Source organism: Streptomyces sp. cg40 (assembly GCF_050320165.1).
GTDB classification, from domain to species: Bacteria; Actinomycetota; Actinomycetes; order Streptomycetales; family Streptomycetaceae; genus Streptomyces; species Streptomyces hokutonensis.
This window is the reverse complement of the sequence record NZ_CP190128.1, coordinates 9,032,622-9,051,913: the sequence shown is the minus strand read 5'-3', so window position 1 is coordinate 9,051,913 and position 19,292 is coordinate 9,032,622. Positions and strand designations below refer to the sequence as shown.

Annotated in this window: 19 protein-coding genes; 13 read left to right on the top strand and 6 right to left on the bottom strand. The window is 70.9% G+C overall.

Going from position 1 to position 19,292, the window contains the following annotated elements; genetic code table 11:
- Positions 1 to 130: 130 nt before the first annotated feature.
- The gene (locus tag ACQHII_RS40845) at positions 131 to 775 is read left to right on the top strand and encodes a TetR family transcriptional regulator (protein WP_401943676.1); all 645 of its coding nucleotides are present in this window, start codon (positions 131 to 133) and stop codon (positions 773 to 775) included.
- A gap of 75 nt (positions 776 to 850) precedes the next feature.
- Here the strand turns inward: ACQHII_RS40845 and def are convergent, their stop codons facing one another.
- Positions 851 to 1,390: a peptide deformylase gene (gene def, locus ACQHII_RS40840; RefSeq protein ID WP_427923961.1), complete on the bottom strand. Its 540-nt coding sequence runs from the start codon at positions 1,388 to 1,390 to the stop codon at positions 851 to 853.
- A 154-nt stretch (positions 1,391 to 1,544) separates the two neighbouring features.
- Between def and ACQHII_RS40835 the strand changes: the two genes are divergently transcribed.
- From ACQHII_RS40835 to ACQHII_RS40805, 7 genes are all read left to right on the top strand, one after another.
- A complete protein-coding gene (locus ACQHII_RS40835; RefSeq protein WP_427923960.1) occupies positions 1,545 to 2,783 on the top strand; it encodes a MurT ligase domain-containing protein in 1,239 nt (412 codons plus the stop codon).
- 18 nt (positions 2,784 to 2,801) lie between these two features.
- Positions 2,802 to 3,530, top strand: a complete 729-nt coding sequence (locus tag ACQHII_RS40830; protein ID WP_427923959.1) for a type 1 glutamine amidotransferase — start codon at positions 2,802 to 2,804, stop codon at positions 3,528 to 3,530.
- Positions 3,531 to 3,719: 189 nt separating this feature from the next.
- Positions 3,720 to 4,745 (top strand): 6-phosphofructokinase, encoded by a 1,026-nt coding sequence (locus ACQHII_RS40825; RefSeq protein WP_427923958.1) that lies wholly within the window; start codon positions 3,720 to 3,722, stop codon positions 4,743 to 4,745.
- A 104-nt stretch (positions 4,746 to 4,849) separates the two neighbouring features.
- A complete protein-coding gene (locus ACQHII_RS40820) occupies positions 4,850 to 5,800 on the top strand; it encodes a cytochrome c oxidase assembly protein (RefSeq protein WP_093623922.1) in 951 nt (316 codons plus the stop codon).
- A 118-nt stretch (positions 5,801 to 5,918) separates the two neighbouring features.
- Positions 5,919 to 7,226, top strand: a complete 1,308-nt coding sequence (locus ACQHII_RS40815) for a DUF6777 domain-containing protein (protein ID WP_427923957.1) — start codon at positions 5,919 to 5,921, stop codon at positions 7,224 to 7,226.
- A 25-nt stretch (positions 7,227 to 7,251) separates the two neighbouring features.
- Positions 7,252 to 9,114: a protein kinase domain-containing protein gene (locus tag ACQHII_RS40810; protein ID WP_427923956.1), complete on the top strand. Its 1,863-nt coding sequence runs from the start codon at positions 7,252 to 7,254 to the stop codon at positions 9,112 to 9,114.
- 13 nt (positions 9,115 to 9,127) lie between these two features.
- Positions 9,128 to 9,286: a hypothetical protein gene (locus ACQHII_RS40805; protein ID WP_019070924.1), complete on the top strand. Its 159-nt coding sequence runs from the start codon at positions 9,128 to 9,130 to the stop codon at positions 9,284 to 9,286.
- 7 nt (positions 9,287 to 9,293) lie between these two features.
- Here ACQHII_RS40805 and ACQHII_RS40800 read toward each other — a convergent pair whose 3' ends face one another.
- The 4 genes from ACQHII_RS40800 to ACQHII_RS40785 are packed head-to-tail and all read right to left on the bottom strand — an operon-like array spanning position 9,294 to position 13,360.
- On the bottom strand, positions 9,294 to 10,511 hold the full coding sequence (locus ACQHII_RS40800; RefSeq protein ID WP_427923955.1) for a histidine kinase: 1,218 nt from the start codon (positions 10,509 to 10,511) through the stop codon (positions 9,294 to 9,296).
- Positions 10,512 to 10,539: 28 nt separating this feature from the next.
- A complete protein-coding gene (locus tag ACQHII_RS40795; protein ID WP_427923954.1) occupies positions 10,540 to 12,252 on the bottom strand; it encodes a cation acetate symporter in 1,713 nt (570 codons plus the stop codon).
- Positions 12,249 to 12,608 carry a hypothetical protein gene (locus tag ACQHII_RS40790; RefSeq protein WP_427923953.1) on the bottom strand — a complete coding sequence of 120 codons (360 nt, stop codon included), beginning with the start codon at positions 12,606 to 12,608 and terminating at the stop codon, positions 12,249 to 12,251. The genes ACQHII_RS40795 and ACQHII_RS40790 overlap by 4 nt, the downstream gene beginning before the upstream one ends.
- Positions 12,609 to 12,610: 2 nt before the next feature.
- Complete coding sequence (locus tag ACQHII_RS40785) at positions 12,611 to 13,360, bottom strand: LytR/AlgR family response regulator transcription factor (RefSeq protein WP_019070929.1); 750 nt, start codon at positions 13,358 to 13,360, stop codon at positions 12,611 to 12,613.
- A 77-nt stretch (positions 13,361 to 13,437) separates the two neighbouring features.
- Between ACQHII_RS40785 and ACQHII_RS40780 the strand changes: the two genes are divergently transcribed.
- From ACQHII_RS40780 to rocD, 3 genes are all read left to right on the top strand, one after another.
- Positions 13,438 to 13,941: an Lrp/AsnC family transcriptional regulator gene (locus ACQHII_RS40780; protein WP_362983075.1), complete on the top strand. Its 504-nt coding sequence runs from the start codon at positions 13,438 to 13,440 to the stop codon at positions 13,939 to 13,941.
- Positions 13,942 to 14,064: 123 nt separating this feature from the next.
- Positions 14,065 to 14,877, top strand: coding sequence for a dimethylargininase (gene ddaH, locus ACQHII_RS40775; RefSeq protein WP_427923952.1), 813 nt, complete (start codon positions 14,065 to 14,067; stop codon positions 14,875 to 14,877).
- Entirely contained in the window at positions 14,874 to 16,100 is a 1,227-nt protein-coding gene (gene rocD / locus ACQHII_RS40770) for an ornithine--oxo-acid transaminase (protein ID WP_427923951.1), read from the top strand. Before ddaH ends, rocD begins: the two co-directional genes overlap by 4 nt.
- Positions 16,101 to 16,142: 42 nt before the next feature.
- Here rocD and ACQHII_RS40765 read toward each other — a convergent pair whose 3' ends face one another.
- Positions 16,143 to 16,409 carry a hypothetical protein gene (locus ACQHII_RS40765; protein ID WP_427925517.1) on the bottom strand — a complete coding sequence of 89 codons (267 nt, stop codon included), beginning with the start codon at positions 16,407 to 16,409 and terminating at the stop codon, positions 16,143 to 16,145.
- Between the two features lie 271 nt (positions 16,410 to 16,680).
- On the opposite strand from ACQHII_RS40765, the gene ACQHII_RS40760 reads away from it, so the two are divergent.
- Both ACQHII_RS40760 and efeB read left to right on the top strand, forming a co-directional pair.
- The gene (locus ACQHII_RS40760) at positions 16,681 to 17,946 is read left to right on the top strand and encodes an EfeM/EfeO family lipoprotein (protein WP_427923950.1); all 1,266 of its coding nucleotides are present in this window, start codon (positions 16,681 to 16,683) and stop codon (positions 17,944 to 17,946) included.
- Positions 17,943 to 19,160, top strand: a complete 1,218-nt coding sequence (gene efeB / locus ACQHII_RS40755; protein WP_427923949.1) for an iron uptake transporter deferrochelatase/peroxidase subunit — start codon at positions 17,943 to 17,945, stop codon at positions 19,158 to 19,160. The genes ACQHII_RS40760 and efeB overlap by 4 nt, the downstream gene beginning before the upstream one ends.
- Positions 19,161 to 19,292 lie beyond the last annotated feature (132 nt).

Below are 19,292 nucleotides of genomic sequence, written 5' to 3'. Positions count from 1 at the left end.
GACAGAGTCTGTTACCGACGGGTAGGAAAGTCAACTCCCAATGACCTCTCGGCAGCCCGTTCGAGGTGTGTGGCACGTTGAGTGTTAGTTTGCGCAGGCGTTACCGATTCAGCACGGGCGGGGAGAGACCATGAGCACCACACAGCGGACCGATCAGCAGCGGTCCGCCGACCGCCGACGGCGCGAGCTGTTGGAGGCTGCGGACAGAGTGGTGCTGCGTGACGGCCCACAGGCCTCGATGAACGCGATCGCGGCCGAGGCAGGCATCACCAAGCCGATCCTGTACCGGCACTTCGGTGACAAGGGCGGACTGTACGCGGCGCTCGCCAAGCGGCACACGGACGCGCTGCTGTCCTCCCTGCGGGCCGCGCTGGACGCGCCCGCGGAGCGGCGGGAGCGGGTCGAGGCCACGCTCGACACGTACCTCGCCGCGATCGAGGCGCTGCCTCAGGTGTACCGGTTCCTGATGCATCCCGTCGAGGGTGGGCAGACCGCGGACCAGGGGTTCGACACGGGGAATCACTCCGTTCCGCTGCTTCGGCGGATGGGGGAGGAACTCGCTCAGGTCATCGAGGAGCGGGTGGATCTCGGGCCCAACAGTCAGCAGCTGGCTCGGGTGTGGGGGCATGGGATTGTCGGGATGATGCATGCGGCCGGGGACTGGTGGCTGGGGGAACGGCCTTGTTCTCGGGCGGAGTTGGTGCGGAGTCTTGCGGACCTGCTGTGGGGGCGACTGGCTGCCGCCGGGGACAAGGTTGGTGGGCCAGGGTTTTAGGGGTCGTTATTCGGCTGACCGCCGGTGGGGGCTGGTCGCGCAGTTCCCCGCGCCCCTAAAAGAAAAAACCTGCACTTACCGGTGCCAAGAAGCTCGGGCTGCCTGTCGCATCAAGCGTTTGTGGCGCCAGCCCGTCACGCGGTCCGCGTAGACCCGTCCCTCCACGTGGTCGCACTCGTGCTGCAGGCACCTCGCGAAGAAACCCGTCCCGTGCACGGTGACCGGCTCGCCGGTCACCGTGAAGCCCTCGACCACGGCATGGTCGTAGCGCTCCGTGCCCGCCTCCAGGCCCGGCAGGGACAGACAGCCCTCCGGACCCCTCATCACCACACCGTCCGCCTCGACCAGGCGTGGGTTCACCACATGGCCGAGGTGGCGGGTCTCCTCGTCGTCGGGGCAGTCGTAGACGAACACCCGCAAGGATTCGCCGACTTGGTTCGCGGCGAGGCCCACGCCCCGGGCCGCGTACATCGTCGCGAACAAGTCCTCGACGAGGCGGGCGAGTTCGGGGCCGAAGTTCGTCACCTCCTCGCACGGGGCATGCAGGAGGGGGTCGCCGAGCAGGGTGAGGGGACGGACTCGCCCGCGGGCGCCCGGGATGGAGCCGTATCGCATGGGCGCAAGGGTACGGTTCTCTACGGCGCACGCCCGCCGCGAGGCGTTCGCGGTGCCGCGGTTCGGGCACTGATAAGGATCTCGATAGGCTGAGGTCCACACCACGTTGCCGGAGGCAGAGGCGCGGCGCGTACGCAAGGAGGATCGAGAACTGATGGCAGGCAACTCGGACCCGCTCACGCCGCGGGCCAAGCTGGCCGTGACGGCGGGCAAGGCGGTCGCGGCGGCATCGCGTGCTGCGGGGCGGGGCAGCGGATCGGTGATCGGCGGCCGGGTGGCACTCAAACTCGACCCCGACCTCCTCGCCAGGCTCGCGCAGAGTCTGGATGTGACCCTGGTCTCCGCGACCAACGGGAAGACGACGACGACACGGCTCATCGCCGAAGCTCTGGGGGCCGCCGGACCGGTCGTCTCCAACGCGCTCGGCGCCAACATGCCCGCCGGTATCACCTCGGCGCTGGCCGGCGGCTCGGACGCCAAGTTCGGGGTCATCGAGGTCGACGAGAAGTACCTCGCGGGCGTCGCCCGCGACACCGACCCCAAGTGCATCGCGCTGCTCAACCTCTCCCGCGACCAGCTGGACCGCGCGGCCGAGACCCGCATGCTCGCGGAGAACTGGCGTGAGGGGCTTGCCGGTTCGAAGGCCGTCATCGTCGCGAACGCCGACGACCCGCTGGTCGTGTGGGCCGCTTCCTCCTCCCCGAACGTGATCTGGGTCGCCGCCGGGCAGATGTGGAAGGACGACGCCTGGTCGTGCCCTTCGTGCGGTGGCGTGATGCAGCGGCCCGGCGACGACTGGTTCTGCGGCGAGTGCGGGTTCCGCCGTCCTACGCCGAGCTGGGCGCTCTCCGGGGACCATGTGCTCGACCCGCACGGGTCCGCCTGGCCGATCCACCTCCAGCTGCCGGGGCGCGCCAACAAGGCCAACGCCGCGTCCTCCGCCGCCGTCGCCGCCGTGTTCGGGGTGCCGCCGCAGGTCGCCCTGGAGCGCATGTACCGCGTGCAGGCCGTCGCGGGGCGCTATGACGTCGTCCAGTTCATGCAGCGCGACCTGCGGCTGCTGCTGGCGAAGAACCCGGCGGGCTGGCTCGAGACGTTCAGCCTGATCGATCCGCCGCCGACCCCGGTGATCCTCTCGGTGAACGCGCGCGGCGCCGACGGCACCGACACCTCCTGGCTGTGGGACGTCGACTACACGCGGCTGACCGGCCACCCCATCTTCGTCATCGGCGACCGCAAGCTGGACCTCGCGGTCCGACTGGAAGTGGCGGGCCAGCACTTCCAGGTCTGCGACAACCTCGACCAGGCCGTGCAGCAGGCCCCGCCCGGCCGGATCGAGGTCATCGCGAACTACACCGCGTTCCAGGACCTGCGCCGTCGCGTCGGCAACTGATCGAAGAGGACCATGACCATGAGCGACAACCAACTGCGGCTGGTGTGGATCTACCCGGACCTGCTCAGCACCTACGGCGACCAGGGCAACGCCCTCGTCGTGGAGCGGAGGGCCCGGCAGCGCGGTCTGGACGTGGCCCGGCTCGACGTGCGCAGCGACCAGCCGATCCCGACCTCCGGCGACATCTACCTCATCGGCGGCGGCGAGGACCGGCCGCAGCGGCTCGCGGCGGAGCGGCTGCGCCGCGACGGGCACCTGTACCGGGCCGTGGAGAACGGCGCGATCGTGTTCTCCGTGTGCGCCGGCTACCAGATCCTCGGGCACGAGTTCATCAACGACCTGGGGCAGCGGGAGCCCGGCCTCGGCCTGCTGGACGTGACGACCGTGCGCGGCGAGGGCGAGCGGTGCGTCGGTGACGTCCTCGGCGACATCGACGCGCGCCTGGGCCTGCCCCCGCTGACCGGGTTCGAGAACCACCAGGGCGTCACCCATCTCGGCCCCACCGCCCGCCCCTTCGCCACCGTCCGCCTCGGCAAGGGCAACGGCACGGGCGACGGCACCGAGGGCGCGTACAACGACACGGTGTTCGGTACGTACATGCACGGGCCCGTCCTCGCCCGCAACCCGCTGATCGCGGACCTGCTGCTGAAGCTGGCCCTCGACGTGAACGCGCTGCCGCCGATCGACGACCGCTGGTACGAGGCGCTCCGCAACGAGCGCATCGCCGCAGCTCAGCAGCCCGCGTAGGCGGCGCGTACACCTCGGCTTCGGACGCAGGCAACCAGCCCGTCTGACGGCTCGTCCGCGCAGGTGAGCGGGGTCGTCCAGCAGGCGGACGCACGCTACGGCCCCGCCCCCTCCTGCCGTTAGGGTGGCGGGGATCGTGCCGGACGACGTGGTCCGGTCCCGCCCACGTTGAGAAGGTTCTTTCGGGCTATGCGCATTGGTGTGCTCACGTCCGGCGGCGACTGCCCCGGCCTGAACGCCGTCATCCGGTCCGTCGTGCACCGCGCCGTCGTGGACCACGGCGACGAGGTCATCGGCTTCCGGGACGGCTGGAAGGGCCTCCTGGAGTGCGACTACCTCAAGCTCGACCTCGACGCGGTGAGCGGCATCCTCGCCCGCGGCGGCACCATCCTCGGTTCTTCCCGCGTCCAGCCCTCCCATCTGCGGGACGGTGTGGAGCGGGCCCGGGGCCATGTCGAGGAGCTCGGCCTCGACGCGATCATCCCGATAGGCGGCGAGGGCACCCTCAAGGCCGCCAAGCTGATGTACGACGCCGGGCTCCCGATCGTCGGCGTCCCCAAGACCATCGACAACGACATCGCGGTCACGGACGTCACCTTCGGCTTCGACACGGCCGTCGGTGTCGCGACCGAGGCGCTCGACCGGCTCAAGACCACCGCCGAGTCCCACCAGCGGGTCCTCGTCGTCGAGGTCATGGGCCGGCACACCGGCTGGATCGCGCTCCACTCGGGCATGGCGGCCGGCGCGCACGCCATCGTCGTACCTGAACGCCCCTTCGACATCGAGGAGTTGGCCGCACGCGTCGGCGAACGCTTCGAGGCGGGCAAGCGCTTCGCGATCGTCGTGGCCGCGGAGGGCGCCAAGCCGCGTGCGGGGTCCATGGACTTCGACGAGGGCAAGAAGGACGTCTACGGCCATGAGCGCTTCGCGGGGATCGCGCGGCAGCTGTCCCTCGAACTGGAGGAGCGCCTCGGCAAGGAGGCGCGGCCGGTGATCCTCGGGCATGTGCAGCGTGGGGGTACGCCGACTGCGTACGACCGCGTCCTGGCCACCCGGTTCGGGTGGCACGCGGTGGAGGCCGCGCACCGGGGGGAGTTCGGGAAGATGACCGCGCTTCGGGGGACCGACATTCTGATGGTGCCGTTGGCTGACGCGGTGGAGACGTTGAAGACCGTTCCCGCTGATCGGTATGAAGAGGCCGAGTGCGTGCTGTAGCTCGTACCTGAACGAAACTGCCCCCGGTCATGATCCTGACCGGGGGCAGTTCTAGTCTGTGTGCGGACAGACTTGCACAACCCCCACGAATCAGGAGCCGTCCGATGGATCACGGCGGGCACGGCATGACCATGGATCTGCCGCCGTTCACGTTGGGGCGCGGGCTCGAATGGTCGGCCGACCCGTTCTTCCTCACCGCCTGCCTGCTGGGGCTGGGGCTGTACGGCTGGGGGGTCGTGCGGTTGCGGCGGCGCGGGGACTCGTGGCCCGTGGGGCGGACGATCTCGTACGTCATCGGTGTGCTGACCGTCGGGCTGGTGATGTGCACCAAGCTGAACGACTACGGCATGGTCATGTTCAGCGTGCACATGGTGCAGCACATGATCATCAGCATGCTGTCGCCGATCCTGCTGCTGCTCGGCGCCCCGGTCACGCTCGCACTGCGGGCACTGCCGCCCGCGGCCAGGGGCCGCAAGGGGCCGCGCGAGCTGCTGCTGATGTTCCTGCACAGCCGGTACATGAAGATCATCACGCATCCCGCGTTCACGATCCCGCTGTTCATCGCGAGCCTGTACGCGCTGTACTTCACGCCGATCTTCGACTTCCTGATGGGCTCGAAGACCGGGCACATCGCGATGATGGTGCACTTCCTCGCCGTGGGCGTCGTGTTCTTCTGGCCGATCATGGGCGTGGACCCGGGGCCGAACCGGCCCGGCTATCTGATGCGGATGCTGGAGCTGTTCGCCGGGATGCCGTTCCACGCGTTCTTCGGTATCGCGCTGATGATGGCGTCGGAGCCGATGGTCGAGACGTTCAAGCACCCGCCCGCCTCGCTCGGCATCGACGCGCTCTCCGACCAGAACGCGGCCGGCGGTATCGCCTGGGCGTTCAGCGAGATCCCCTCCGTCCTGGTGCTGATCGCCCTGCTGTTCCAGTGGTACGGCTCGGAGCAGCGGCAGGCCAAGCGGCAGGACCGGGCCGCCGACCGGGACGGCGACAAGGAACTCGAGGCGTACAACGCCTATTTGGCCTCATTGAACACACGAGGCAATTGAACGCACGCGGCTCACTGAACGGAAAATTCGTTCAGTAGCATAAAGCGCGATGGGGGAACCGCGACCGGGGGGAGCGGTAATGACATTTCGCGCGGTTGTGCAAAGGACCGGAATTGCGGTGATCCGCAGGATCGCCGTGCTGCTCGTCTGCGTCCTGGTCGTGAGTGGCTGCGGCGGGGGCGCACATACGTTCGTCGTAAAGGCGGTCGCGATGGGAGTTCCGTCGCTCGCGCCTTTCTTCGACGAGAAACAGGGACTGGGCCACGACACCCAGGTCCGCTCGACGCCGGTGCGGGGCACCTTGCAGCAGGGGGACACACCCGGCCTGTACGGGGGCACCAGGCAGCCGACCATCTGTGACGTGGCGAAGCTCAAGAGGTTCCTGACCGATCCCGCGAACCACCGGAAGGCGGTCGCGTGGTCGTCGGTGCTCGGTATCACCACGGACGAGATCCCGGGCTATCTCGACCGGCTCACACCCGTACTCCTGCGTCACGACACTCTCGTACAGAACCACGACTACAGAAAGGGAAAGGCCACGCCCTACAACTCCCTTCTCCAGGCGGGAATCGCGATTCTGGTCGACGAGCAGGGGGAACCGGCCGCGAAGTGCTCGTGCGGAAATCCGCTGCGCCCGTTCAAGGGCGACGCGGGGAGGATTTCCGTCAAGTTCGCGGACGGCAACAAGAAGTGGAGCGGATATGAGCCGTCCTCTGTGGTGGCCGTGCGTCCGGCGCCGCAGAAGATGGAAGGGCTCGCCCTCGTGGACGTCGACGATCCCGATGTCGGCATCACGCGTCCGGTCGGTACGACGGGCCAGCACGACAGCACCTTCGACACCCGGCGGCAGCACGCGGTGCCGAACCTGGACGGAGTGACGTTCGGGGAGGCCCGGCAGCAGCTGGTGAGCCGTGGGCTGGCCGTCGGGTACGGCGGGAGCGCGGCGCCGTCCGACGACGCGCGGGTCACCGCGTCCGATCCGCCGGCCGGGACCGAGCTGCGGTTCGGGCAGTACGTGACGCTGACGGTGTCCGGCGGGACGAGCGGTGGAGCGACTGGAACCACGTCCACTCCCCCGGCGCCGACGACCTCCGGGCCGACGGTGGGCCCGCCGACGTCCACGGCACCGCCTTCCACGTCCACGACGGCGCCGCCCACGACCTCCTCGCCGCCTGTCCCGCCGCCCTCGTCGCCGCCTCCGTCCTCGCCCAAGAGCGAGCCGCCGCCGAGCAGTTCGCCGCCGAGCAGCGCTCCTACGACCGCTTCGCCCTCGGTGGTGACCAGTTCGCCCGTGACGAGCGCACCGGTCACCACCAGCGCGGCGCCCGCGACCAGCAGCGCCCCCGTGACGAGCAGCGTGCCGGTCACCAGTGAGCCGGTCGGCAGAGACCCCGTGACCGGCACCCCCACCACGACCGAGACATGACGCGGGACCGGGAGGGGGACTCCGGATGCCTCAGGGATCGCCGACGTCGGGCGTGGGCCGGGTCATCGCCGGCCGTTATCTCCTGCTGAACCGGCTGGGCAGTGGCGGTATGGGACATGTGTGGCTCGCACATGACCAGCGGCTGGCCTGTGAAGTCGCGCTCAAGGAGATCGTGTTCAGCAACCCGGCCTTCGCCGACGCCGAGCGCGAGGCCCGGGTCGCCCGCGCCCAGGCCGAGGCCCGGCACGCGGCGGGGCTGCGCGGCCACCCCCATGTGGTGACCGTGCATGACGTGCTGGAGCACGACGGGCTGCCGTGGATCGTCATGGAGTACGTGGCGGACGCCGTCGACCTGCGCGACCGGGTCGGCCGGCAGGGCCCGCTCGCCCCGGCGGAGTGCGCCCGCGTCGGGCTCGCCGTGCTCGACGCGCTGACCGCCGGGCACGAGCGGGGCGTGATGCACCGGGACGTGAAACCGGCGAACATCCTGCTCGCGCCGGACCGTACCGGTTCGCCGTACGCCCGGGTCCTGCTCACCGACTACGGCATCTCGGTGCAGCCGGACGCCGGGGAGACGCGGTACACGCTGACGTCCGTGCTCGTCGGGACGGCGGGCTATCTGGCGCCGGAGCGGGCCACGGGCGGGCCGCCGACGGCCGCCGCCGACCTGTTCTCGCTGGGCTGCACGCTGTACCACGCCGTCGAGGGCCACGGCCCCTTCGCCCGCGAGTCGCCGCTCGCGGAGGTCACGGCTGTGGTCATGGAAGACCCGCTGCCACCGGCCCGCGCGGGCGCGCTGGCACCGGTGCTGCACGCGATGCTGGAGAAGGATCCGCTGCGGCGGATTCCGGCGGCGGAGGCGGAGGCGGCGCTGTCGCGGATCGTGACGCCGCAGACCGAGGCGGATGCGTACGCCCGGACGCAGACCGACCTGGGGTCGGAGTCCCCCTGGGAGGGCCGGCCCGCGCCGGTGCCGGTGGCGGTGCCGACGCAGGTCCCGCCGCCGTACGGATACGGGGTCCCGGCGCCCCGGCCCTCCCCCGCCGGTCGGCGTCGGCGGCCTCGCTCCCGGCTCCGGCAGTCCGTCCTGGCGGGGCTGCTCGGGCTCGCTCTCGCCCTGGGCGGTGTCTGGTACGCGATGGCGCACCAGCCGCCCGGCAAGGACACCGGCAGGAAGAGTCCGCCGTACGGCACGGCCGTCGGGCTCTCCGCGCCGCTCAAGGACGGCGACTGTGTCACCGCCGACTGGCCGGGCGGGCATCTCTTCCAGAGCACGCCGCGGCTCGCCGTGGACGCCGGCTGCCGGAACTCGGTGCCGGACGGGCAGGTGATGGCGTTCGTGTCCACCGCGTCCGCGGGAGAGGCGCGGAAGGTCGGCGCCGACCGGTGCGCGCAGCGGACGCAGGAGATGCGGGAGAAGCTCGCGGACGTGCGGGGCTACGCCGTCGTACCGACGGATGCCGGTTTCGACGCGGCCGGACACCGCACCGCCTGTCTGGTGCTGGGCGCGCACGGGCCGGTCTACGGGCCGCTCGGCAGCCACCGCACCCTCGGTTCGGCGTTCGCGGACACGTCGACCATGCAGAAGCGGGACTGTCTGGACGTGCCCTCGAACCGGGCGGCGAGCCTGGTCTCCTGCGCGGGCAAGCACGATCAGGTGGTGGTCGGGTTCACCCGGTTGGGCGCGGACGTCACGCTGGCCCAGGCGCGCACGCGGTCGGACGCCGCGTGCGCGCGGGACGTCCCGCCGGCCGACTACGGCTTCGATCCGTCGGTCTACCAGGCGGCCTCCTGGACCAGTGAGGGACCGTGGAAGTCCGGCACTCATTTCGTCGTGTGCGCCGTGCGGAAGCAGAACGGAGGCACCATGGAGGGGGACGGACCATGAGGAGGGTGTCGCGATGCCCGGTTCCACGAAGACCATGGGGGTGATCACCGTCGGCGGGCTGGTGGTGGTGACGGCCTACACGGTGGCGCTCGGCAGCAACGGCTGGCTGTGGTTCGGCTGGGTCGTGCTGGGACTCATCACCCTGGGGATGGTGGCCACGCGCAGCACCTGAGGGCTCACTACTGCTCGCTGCGGCGGCTCGCCGAGTGCACGCCCGGCTGGTACTTCGGCAACCGGGCGGTGATCTTCATGCCCGCTCCTACGGCGGTCTCGATGACGAGGCCGTAGTCGTCGCCGTAGACCTGGCGGAGCCGGTCGTCGACGTTGGACAGGCCGATGCCGCCCGAGGGGCTGACCTCGCCCGCCAGGATGCGGCGCAGCAGGTCGGGGTCCATGCCGGCGCCGTCGTCCTCGATGACGACGAGTGCCTCGGCGCCCGCGTCCTGCGCGGTGATGCTGATGCGGCTCTTGCCCGCGGCGTTCACAGCCTTGCCTTCGAGACCGTGTTTGACGGCGTTCTCGACGAGCGGTTGCAGGCAAAGGAACGGGAGCGCGACCGGGAGTACCTCGGGGGCGATCTGGAGCGTGACCGAGAGTCGTTCGCCGAAGCGGGCCCGGACGAGCGCCAAGTAGTGGTCGATGGCGTGGAGTTCGTCGGCGAGGGTGGTGAAGTCGCCGTGCCTGCGGAACGAGTAGCGGGTGAAGTCGGCGAATTCCAGGAGCAGTTCGCGGGCGCGCTCGGGGTCGGTGCGCACGAACGAGGCGATCACGGCGAGCGAGTTGAAGATGAAGTGCGGGGAGATCTGGGCCCGAAGTGCCTTGATCTCGGCCTCGATCAGCCGGGTGCGGGACTGGTCCAGATCCGCCAACTCCAGTTGGACGGAGACCCAGCGCGCGACCTCTCCGGCGGCCCGCACGAGGACGGCGGACTCGCGCGGCGCGCAGGCGACCAGCGCGCCGTGGACCCGGTCGTCGACGGTGAGCGGGGCGACCACCGCCCAGCGCAACGGGCAGTCGGGGGCATCGCAGTTGAGCCGGAACGCCTCGCCCCGGCCGGTCTCCAGCGGGCCCGCGAGCCGTTCCATGATCTCGGCCCGATGATGGTCACCGACACCGTCCCAGGCAAGGACCTCCTTCTGGTCGGTCAGACAGAGCGCGTCGGTACCGAGCAGCGTGCGCAGCCTGCGCGCCGAACGGCGGGCCGTCTCCCCGGTGAGCCCGGCGCGCAGCGGCGGTGCGGCGAGCGAGGCGGTGTGCAGGGTCTGGAAGGTGGCGTGCTCGACGGGGGTCCCGAGCCCACCGAGGCTCTCGGGCCGCGCGGTCCGCCGCCCGAGCCAGAACCCGGCGGCGAGCAGCGGGAGTACGGCGACACAGAGGCCGGCCAGGAATCCGCTCATGCGCCCACTCCCATGACGTGGCGTGCTCTCACGCCTTCACCTCCGCCCGCAGTTCCTCCGGCAGGTGGAAGCGCGCCAGGATCGCCGCCGTGCCTGTGGGGACCCGGCCCGGGGTGGCCAGGGACACCAGCACCATCGTGAGGAAGCCCAGCGGTACCGACCAGAGGGCGGGCCAGGCGAGCAGGGCGTGCAGGGGGCCGGTGCCGGGGAAGCCCGCCATGGTCGCGGCCACGGCGACGAACGCCGAGCCTCCGCCGACCAGCATTCCGGCCGCCGCGCCGGGCGGGGTGAGCCGGGTCCACCAGATGCCCAGGACCAGTAACGGGCAGAAGGAGGAGGCCGATACGGCGAACGCGAGACCGACCGCGTCGGCGACGGGCAGCCCGCCGACCAGGACGCTCGCCACCAGCGGGACGACCATGGCGAGGACCGTGCCGAGCCTGAAGTGCCGTACCCCGCGCGACGGGAGGACGTCCTGGGTGAGGACGCCCGCGACGGCCATGGTCAGTCCCGACGCGGTGGACAGGAACGCGGCGAAGGCGCCGCCCGCGACCAGCGCGCCGAGCAGATCGCCGCCGACGCCGCCGATCATGCGGTCGGGCAGCAGGAGTACGGCCGCGTCGGCGTCGCCGGTGATGGTGAGTTCGGGGGTGTAGAGGCGGCCGAGGGCGCCGTAGACGGGCGGGAGGAGGTAGAACGCGCCGATCAGGCCGAGGACGGCGACCGTGGTGCGGCGGGCGGCGACGCCGTGCGGGCTGGTGTAGAAGCGGACGACGACGTGCGGCAGGCCCATCGTGCCGAGGAAGGTGGCGAGGATGAGGCCGTACGTGGCGTACAGCGGGCGTTCCTCGCGGCTCGCGGCGAGCGAGGTCGACATGCCGCCGTTGGTGCCGCAGTCGGCGACCGGGACGGTGGCGCCCTTGGCGAACGTGAGGCGGGTGCCGGCTGCGATGTGGTGGGTGCCGGTGGGGAGTTGGAGCCGTTCGGCGCGATGGCGCCGGCCGTCGACCGTGCCGTTCACCGTGACGGTCAGGGGGTGGTCGAGTTTGAGGTCGAGGGTGTCGTCGACGCGGACGACGCGCTGTTCACGGAAGGCGGCCGGTTCCTCGAAGGCGTGCCGGGGTGCTCCGTCGCTCTGCCAGGCGAGGATCAGGAAGAGGGCGGGGACGAGCAGCGCGGTGAGCTTCAGCCAGTACTGGAAGGCCTGTACGAAGGTGATGCTGCGCATGCCGCCCGCGGCGACGGTCGCGACGACCACGACCGCCACGATCAGGCCGCCGAGCGAATCGGGCGCCCCGGTGAGAACCGTCAACGTCAGCCCGGCACCCTGGAGTTGGGGCAGCAGGTACAGCCAGCCGACCCCTACGACGAAGGCTCCCGCGAGTCGTCGTACCCCGTGCGAGGCGAGCCGGGCCTCGGCGAAGTCGGGGAGGGTGTAGGCGCCGGAGCGGCGCAGCGGGGCGGCGACGAAGAGCAGCAGGACCAGGTATCCGGCGGTGTAGCCGACCGGGTACCAGAGCATGTCGGGGCCCTGCACGAGGACCAGGCCCGCGATGCCCAGGAAGGACGCGGCGGAGAGGTATTCGCCGCTGATGGCGGCCGCGTTGAGGCGAGGGCCGACGGTGCGGGAGGCGACGTAGAAGTCGGAGGTGGTGCGGGAGATGCGCAGGCCGAAGGCGCCGACGAGGACCGTCGCCACGACGACGAGGGCGACCGCCGATACCGCATAACTGGAGTTCATCGGTCCTCGACGAGGCGCACGAAGTCACGCTCGTTGCGTTCGGCGCGGCGCACGTACCAGAGGGCGAGCAGGACGAGCGGGGCGTAGAGGCAGAAGCCGAGGACCAGCCATTCGAGGCGGCGGGAGTCCGGGGTGGCCGCGAACACCAGGGGCAGCGGGCCGACCAGGAGGACGAGGACCGCGAACACCGTGAGGGCGGCGCGGAGTTGGGTGCGCATGAGGGAGCGGACGTAGGTGTGGCCGAGGGTGGTCTGTTCGTCGATCTCGGTGCGGGGGCGGGAGTAGCCGGAGGCGCGCCGGGTGCGGCGCGGCGGGCCGGTGACAACCACCCTGCGGTCACTGGATTCCTGAGGCATCGTCAGGACCTCCGCATCAGCAGGTCGCGCAGTTCGCGGGTGTGGCGGCGGCTGACCTGGAGTTCCTCGCCGCCGACCAGGACGCTCACCGTCCCCGCGTCCAGGCGGAGTTCGCCGATGTGTCGCAGGGCGACGAGATGGCGGCGGTGGATGCGGACGAAGCCGCGCGAGCGCCAGCGGTCTTCGAGGGTGGAGACGGGTATGCGGACGAGGTGGCTGCCCCGGTCGGTGTGGAGCCGGGCGTAATCGCCCTGTGCCTCGACGTGGGTGATGTCGTCGACGGCCACGAAGCGGGTGACACCGCCGAGTTCGACGGCGATGTGGTCGGGGTCGGGTTCGTGCACGGGTATCCGGGGTGCGGCGCCGCCGAGTTCGGCGGCCCGGCGCACGGCCTCCGCGAGCCGTTCCTTGCGGACGGGCTTGAGGACGTAGTCGACTGCCTTGAGATCGAAGGCCTGTACGGCGAAGTCCTCGTGCGCGGTGACGAACACGACGAGCGGCGGCTGCGCGAATCCCGTCAACAGCCGTGCCAGGTCGAGCCCGTCGAGGCCGGGCATCTGGATGTCGAGGAACACGACGTCGATGGCCTCGGGTCCGCCCGGGCCCGACTCCAGGGCGCGGTTGATGCGGCGCAGCGCCTCGGTCGCGTCGCCCGCGCCCTCCGCGCTGCCGATGCGTGGATCGGCGTTGAGCAGATAGAGCAGCTCCTCCAGCGAGGGGCGTTCGTCGTCGACGGCGAGGGCGCGCAGCATGAACGTGGAGTGTAGGAGGAATTCGTACGCCTGGACATGTGCCGGGGGTGGACGTTCGCGCTGGATACAGTGCCCACATGAACAGCAGGACCACTCCGTTCGACGAGCTGGACCGGAAGATCATCAACGCGCTGATGGCGAACGCCAGGACCAGCTTCGCCGAGATCGGGGCGGCGATCGGGCTGTCCGCGACGGCCGTGAAGCGGCGGGTGGACCGGCTGCGGGAGACGGGTGTGATCACCGGGTTCACGGCGACCGTGCGGCCGTCCGCGCTGGGCTGGCGCACGGAGGCGTACGTGGAGGTGTACTGCGAGGGCGCCGCGCCCCCCAGGCGGCTCGCGGAGGTGGTGCGCAACCATCCGGAGATCACCGCGGCGATGACGGTGACCGGCGGCGCGGACGCGCTGCTGCATGTGCGGGCCACCGATGTGGACCACTTCGAGGAGGTGCTGGAGCGGATCCGGCAGGAGCCGTTCATCCGGAAGACGATCAGCGTGATGGTGCTGTCCCACCTCCTCCCGGAAAGCCCGGAAGCGGGCGCCACCCACCCCGCGCCGGGCGACGCATCAGACCTGCGCTGATCCCGCCCAAGACGCAGCATTCCTGCGCGGACACGCAGCCTTCATCGCTTGTCGCGCGTATTGGTCTCTTTCTACCTTGGTGTCAACCCCAGTCGACATCACAGGAAGCGGAGGAACCCCTCTGTGCCCGAGACCCGTGTGCGGCGCCGGCGGCGCTTTCTCGTCTGCGAACCCAGACACTTCGCCGTGCAGTACGCGATCAACCCCTGGATGCATCCCGACGCCCAGGTCGACGTCGATCTCGCCCAGGAGCAGTGGCGAACACTGATCGACACCTACCGCGAGCACGGCCACACCGTCGACACCGTGCCCCCGGCCCCCGGCCTCCCGGACATGGTGTTCGCCGCGAACTCGGCGGTCGTCGTCGACGGCCGCGTCTTCGGCTCCCTCTTCCACGCGCCCGAGCGGCGGCCCGAGTCCGAGCACTACGACATGTGGTTCAAGGCGGCGGGCTACGACGTCCACCGCCCCGAGTCGGTCAGCGAGGGCGAGGGCGACCTGATCCCGACCGGCCGCTATCTGCTGGCCGGCACCGGGTTCCGTACGACCCGCGAGGCCCATCGCGAGGTGCAGGAGTTCTTCGGCGTCCCGGTGATCAGCCTGACGCTGGTGGACCCGTACTTCTACCACCTCGACACGGCGCTGTTCGTCCTCGACGAGGACAACGTCTGCTACTACCCGGAGGCGTTCTCGCCGGGCAGCCGCGAGGTGCTCGCGCGGCTGTTCCCGGACGCGGTGCTCGCGACCCGCGAGGACGCGATGACGTTCGGCCTCAACTCCGTCTCGGACGGTCTGCACGTCTTCATCGCGCCGCAGGCCGAGGCACTGGCCGCTCGCCTCGCCGAACGCGGCTACGTCCCCGTCCCCGTCGACCTGTCGGAGTTCCACAAAGCCGGCGGCGGCATCAAGTGCTGCACCCAGGAGATCCGCTCATGACCGCACCCGCCAGTGCCCGTACCTCCGCCGACCTGATCCGCGCCGAGGAGCCGGTCCTCGCGCACAACTACCACCCGCTGCCCGTGGTCGTCGCCCGCGCCGAGGGCACCTGGGTGGAGGACGTCGAGGGCCGCCGCTACCTCGACATGCTCGCGGGCTACTCGGCCCTCAACTTCGGCCACCGCCACCCCGCGCTGATCGAGGCGGCCCACCGCCAGCTCGACCAGCTGACGCTCACCTCCCGCGCCTTCCACAACGACCGCCTCGCCGAATTCGCCGAACGGCTCGCGGAGTTGACCGGCCTCGACATGGTGCTCCCGATGAACACGGGCGCGGAGGCGGTCGAGAGCGGCATCAAGGTGGCCCGCAAATGGGCCTACGACGTGAAGGGCGTCCCCGCCGACCGGGCGACCATCGTCGTCGCGGCGGAGAACTTCCACGGCCGTACGACGACGATCGTCAGCTTCTCCACCGACGAGACGGCACGCGCGGGCTTCGGCCCCTTCACGCCGGGCTTCCGGATCGTGCCGTACAACGACCTCGCGGCGCTGGAGGCGGCGGTCGACGAGACGACGGCGGCGGTGCTGATCGAGCCCATCCAGGGCGAGGCCGGGGTCATCATCCCGGACGCCGGCTATCTGGCCGGTGTGCGTGAACTCACCAGCCGCAAGGGCTGCTTGTTCATCGCGGACGAGATCCAGTCGGGCCTCGGCCGCACCGGCCGCACCCTCGCCGTCGAGCACGAGGGTGTCGTCCCGGACGTGCTGCTGCTGGGCAAGGCGCTCGGCGGCGGCATCGTGCCGGTGTCGGCGGTGGTCGCGCGACGCGACGTGCTCGGGGTGCTGCACCCGGGCGAGCACGGCTCGACGTTCGGCGGGAACCCGCTCGCCGCGGCAGTCGGCACGGCGGTCGTCGAACTCCTGGAGACCGGTGAATTCCAGCGCCGGGCCGCCGAGTTGGGCGTGGTCCTGCGGGACGGTCTGACCGAGCTGGTCGGCAAGGGTGTCGTCGGCTTCCGCTCCCGCGGCCTCTGGGCGGGCGTCGACGTCGACCCGGCCATCGGCACCGGCCGCGAGATCAGCGAACGCCTCATGCGCGAGGGCGTGTTGGCCAAGGACACCCACGGCTCCACGATCCGACTGGCCCCGCCGCTGACCATCACGGCGGACGAACTCCGGTCCGCCGTGGGCGCGTTGGAGAGGGTGCTGACGCAAGGGGCGTGAGGTGGCGGGTGGTCGGGACCGGCGCTCGGGCGCCGGTCCCGACTACTCCTCGCCCGTGGGAGCCACCGTGTCGGCCAGGGCGGCCTGGGCGAGCAGCCGACGCGCCAGGTCGCGGGCCTCGTCCACGGTCAGGGAGGCCCAGAGCCCGGGCTCGCCGCGCACGACCGGGCCCACGTCCAGGGTGACTCGAGTGATCGGTCGCTCCGGGATGGGCAACCGCAGCCGCTTCACCGCGACCTGCCGGCCGCAGGTGGTCACCAACGGCGCTTCACCCGACGGCGGGAGCGGCTCCTGCCCTGACCGAATCATCTCGTCCACGACCCTTCTCTGAATACCCGGCGAGGTACCAGGAGCAGCGCGGAACGGGCCCGGGTTGTTCCCGGCGTGGGTGAGGCGGCCGTCGCGCACCGTGTCCGCGCGTACGGCGAACCGTGGTGGTCACGAACCCCCGGGTGAACCCCGGGCGAATTCTCGCCCGCCCTCCGGTCAGGACAGGGTCAAGGGGCGCGGTGGGGGCCGTGGGGCGCTCATAAGATCGCTGGTACCGCCATCTTTCGTACGACTCCCCCTGGAGGCCGGCGTGCCCGGAACCCCGCGCGGGGCCGAACCCGAGACCGAGCCCGGTCCGCCGGCGCCCTCGTCGGGCCCGGCGACCCGTCGCCGTACCGTCCTCCTCACGGCCGGTGCCCTGGTCGCCGTCGCGGCCGTCGTGGCCGGTGTGCTGGCCGCCCGGGGGTCCGGCTCGGGCGGGAAGGCGACTGCCCCCGCCGACGGGCTGCCGCACACCACCGTCGAGGTCGCGACCTCCGGCTGCGGCAGTGGCTGGGCACACCCGCAAGGCGGACACCAGGTCTTCGAGCTGCACAACACGTCGAGCACGGCGGCCGAGGTGTATCTGACCGACCCGACGACCGGCGCGGTCTACGGCGAGGTCGAGGGGCTGGCGCCGGGCACGGTACGGCCGCTCGGAGTGACCCTGGGGAACGGTTCGTACGCCTTCAAGTGTCTGCCCGACGACGCCGACGCCGTGACCGGGCCCACCGTGCGGATCACCGGGTCGAAGGTGAAGAGCGGACCCGCCGCCGTCCCGATCACCCAGCAGGAACTCATCCCTCCCACGCTCGCCTACCAGAAGTGGATCCAGGCGCGGACCGTCGAACTGGCCCGGAAGACAGACGTGTTGAAGGCCGCCGTCGATCGTGGTGATCTCGCGGCGGCCCGCAAGGCATGGCTGCCCGCGCATCTCGTCTACGAGCGGATGGGCGCCGCCTACGGCACGTTCGGCGACTCGGACGGGGCGATCAACGGCACCACGGCCGGGCTGGACGGCGGGGTGCGCGACGCCGGGTTCACCGGGTTCCACCGGGTCGAGTACGGGCTGTGGCACGGCGAGTCGGCGAGCGCGCTGCGCGGTCCGGCGGACCAACTCGCCAAGGACGTCCACGCGTTGGAGAGCAGCTGGCCCTCCCAGCGGATGGACCCGGCCGACACCGGGCTGCGCGCACACGAAATCATGGAGAACACCGTGCAGTTCGAGCTGACCGGTCGCACCGACTACGGCAGCGGCACCAACCTGGCCACCGCCCGCGCCAACCTCGACGGCACCCGCGTGCTGCTCGGACATCTGGGCCCGCTGTTGAAGACCCGGGACGCGGGCTACGCCGAGCTCGGCGACTGGATGGACCGGGCGCAGCACACTCTGGACGGCTTCGACCGCTCCGGGAAGTGGACGCCCCTGGCTCAACTCACCCGTCCGCAGAGGGAGAAGGTCGACTCCGACCTGGGCGGACTGGTGGAGCGGCTGGCCGACGTGGCCGCCCTCACGGACGTACGGAGGATCGCGTGAAGCGCGGACACGAGGTGGGCCGCCGGGGTTTTCTGGCGAGCGCGGCGGCCGTGGCCGGTGCCGGTCTGGTGGCCGCCGACCGGGCTACGGCCTCGGCCGCGGCGGAGACGGCCACGCGTGTGCCCTTCCACGGGCTCCACCAGGCCGGGATCATCACCCCGGCGCAGCGGGCCACGGCGTTCGTCTCCTTCGACGCGACCGCCGAGAACCGGGCCGAACTCACCGATCTGCTGCGGACGTTGACCGACCGGGCGCGTTTCCTGACCTCCGGCGGCAGTCCGGAGGACCTGGGCATCACCGCGCCGCCCGCCGACTCCGGCACCCTGGGCCCGGACCTCCCGGCCGACCGGCTGAGCGTCACGGTCGGCGTCGGGGCCTCGCTCTTCGACGACCGCTACGGGCTCGCGAAGCTCGCTCCGCGCCGGCTGACCGCGATGCCCGCCTTCCCCGACGACGATCTCGACTCCGCCTGGTGCCACGGCGATCTCAGCGTGCAGTTCTGCGCCGACACCTCCGACACCGTGCTGCACGCCCTGCGCGATGTCACCCGGCACACCCGTGGGGGCATGCAGGTGCGCTGGCGGACGGACGGTTTCATCAGCCCGCCGCGTCCCTCGGGCACCCCCCGCAACCACCTCGGCTTCAAGGACGGCATCGCCAACCCGGAGGTGACCGACGCCCGCGCGATGAACGACCTCGTGTGGGTGGGCGGTAGCAGTGGCGAACCGGAGTGGACAATCGGCGGCAGCTATCAAGTCGTGCGCCTGATAAGGATGTTGGTGGAGTTCTGGGACCGGGTCTCCATCACCGAGCAGGAGCGGATGTTCGGCCGCGCCCGGGACACCGGCGCCCCGCTGGACGGACGGCACGAGAAGGACACGCCGAACTTCGCGCAGGACCCGCAGGGCGATGTGATCCCGCTGGACAGCCACATCCGGCTCGCCAACCCGCGCACCACTCAGAGCGCCGACCAGCGGATCCTGCGCCGGGGCTACAACTACGACCGGGGCATGGACAGCAACGGCAACCTCGACATGGGGCTGCTGTTCTGCTGCTACCAGCAGGACCTGGCCCGGCAGTTCGAGACCGTGCAGAAGCGGCTGGCCGGTGAACCGCTGGTCGACTACGTCTCGCCGTACGGCGGCGGGTACTTCTTCGCACTGCCCGGGGCCCGCGACACCGCCGACTGGCTGGGCCGCACCCTGCTGGCCTGAGAGCACGGTCAAGAGCAGGCCAACAGACCATGAGAAATTCCTGACCGGGCGTTCGCTCTCGCGTCATTGCCGCTCCCCCGCCCCGCCGTCACCATTGCCGAGGCTACGGCCGTAGGCGTCACGGCCATGGAT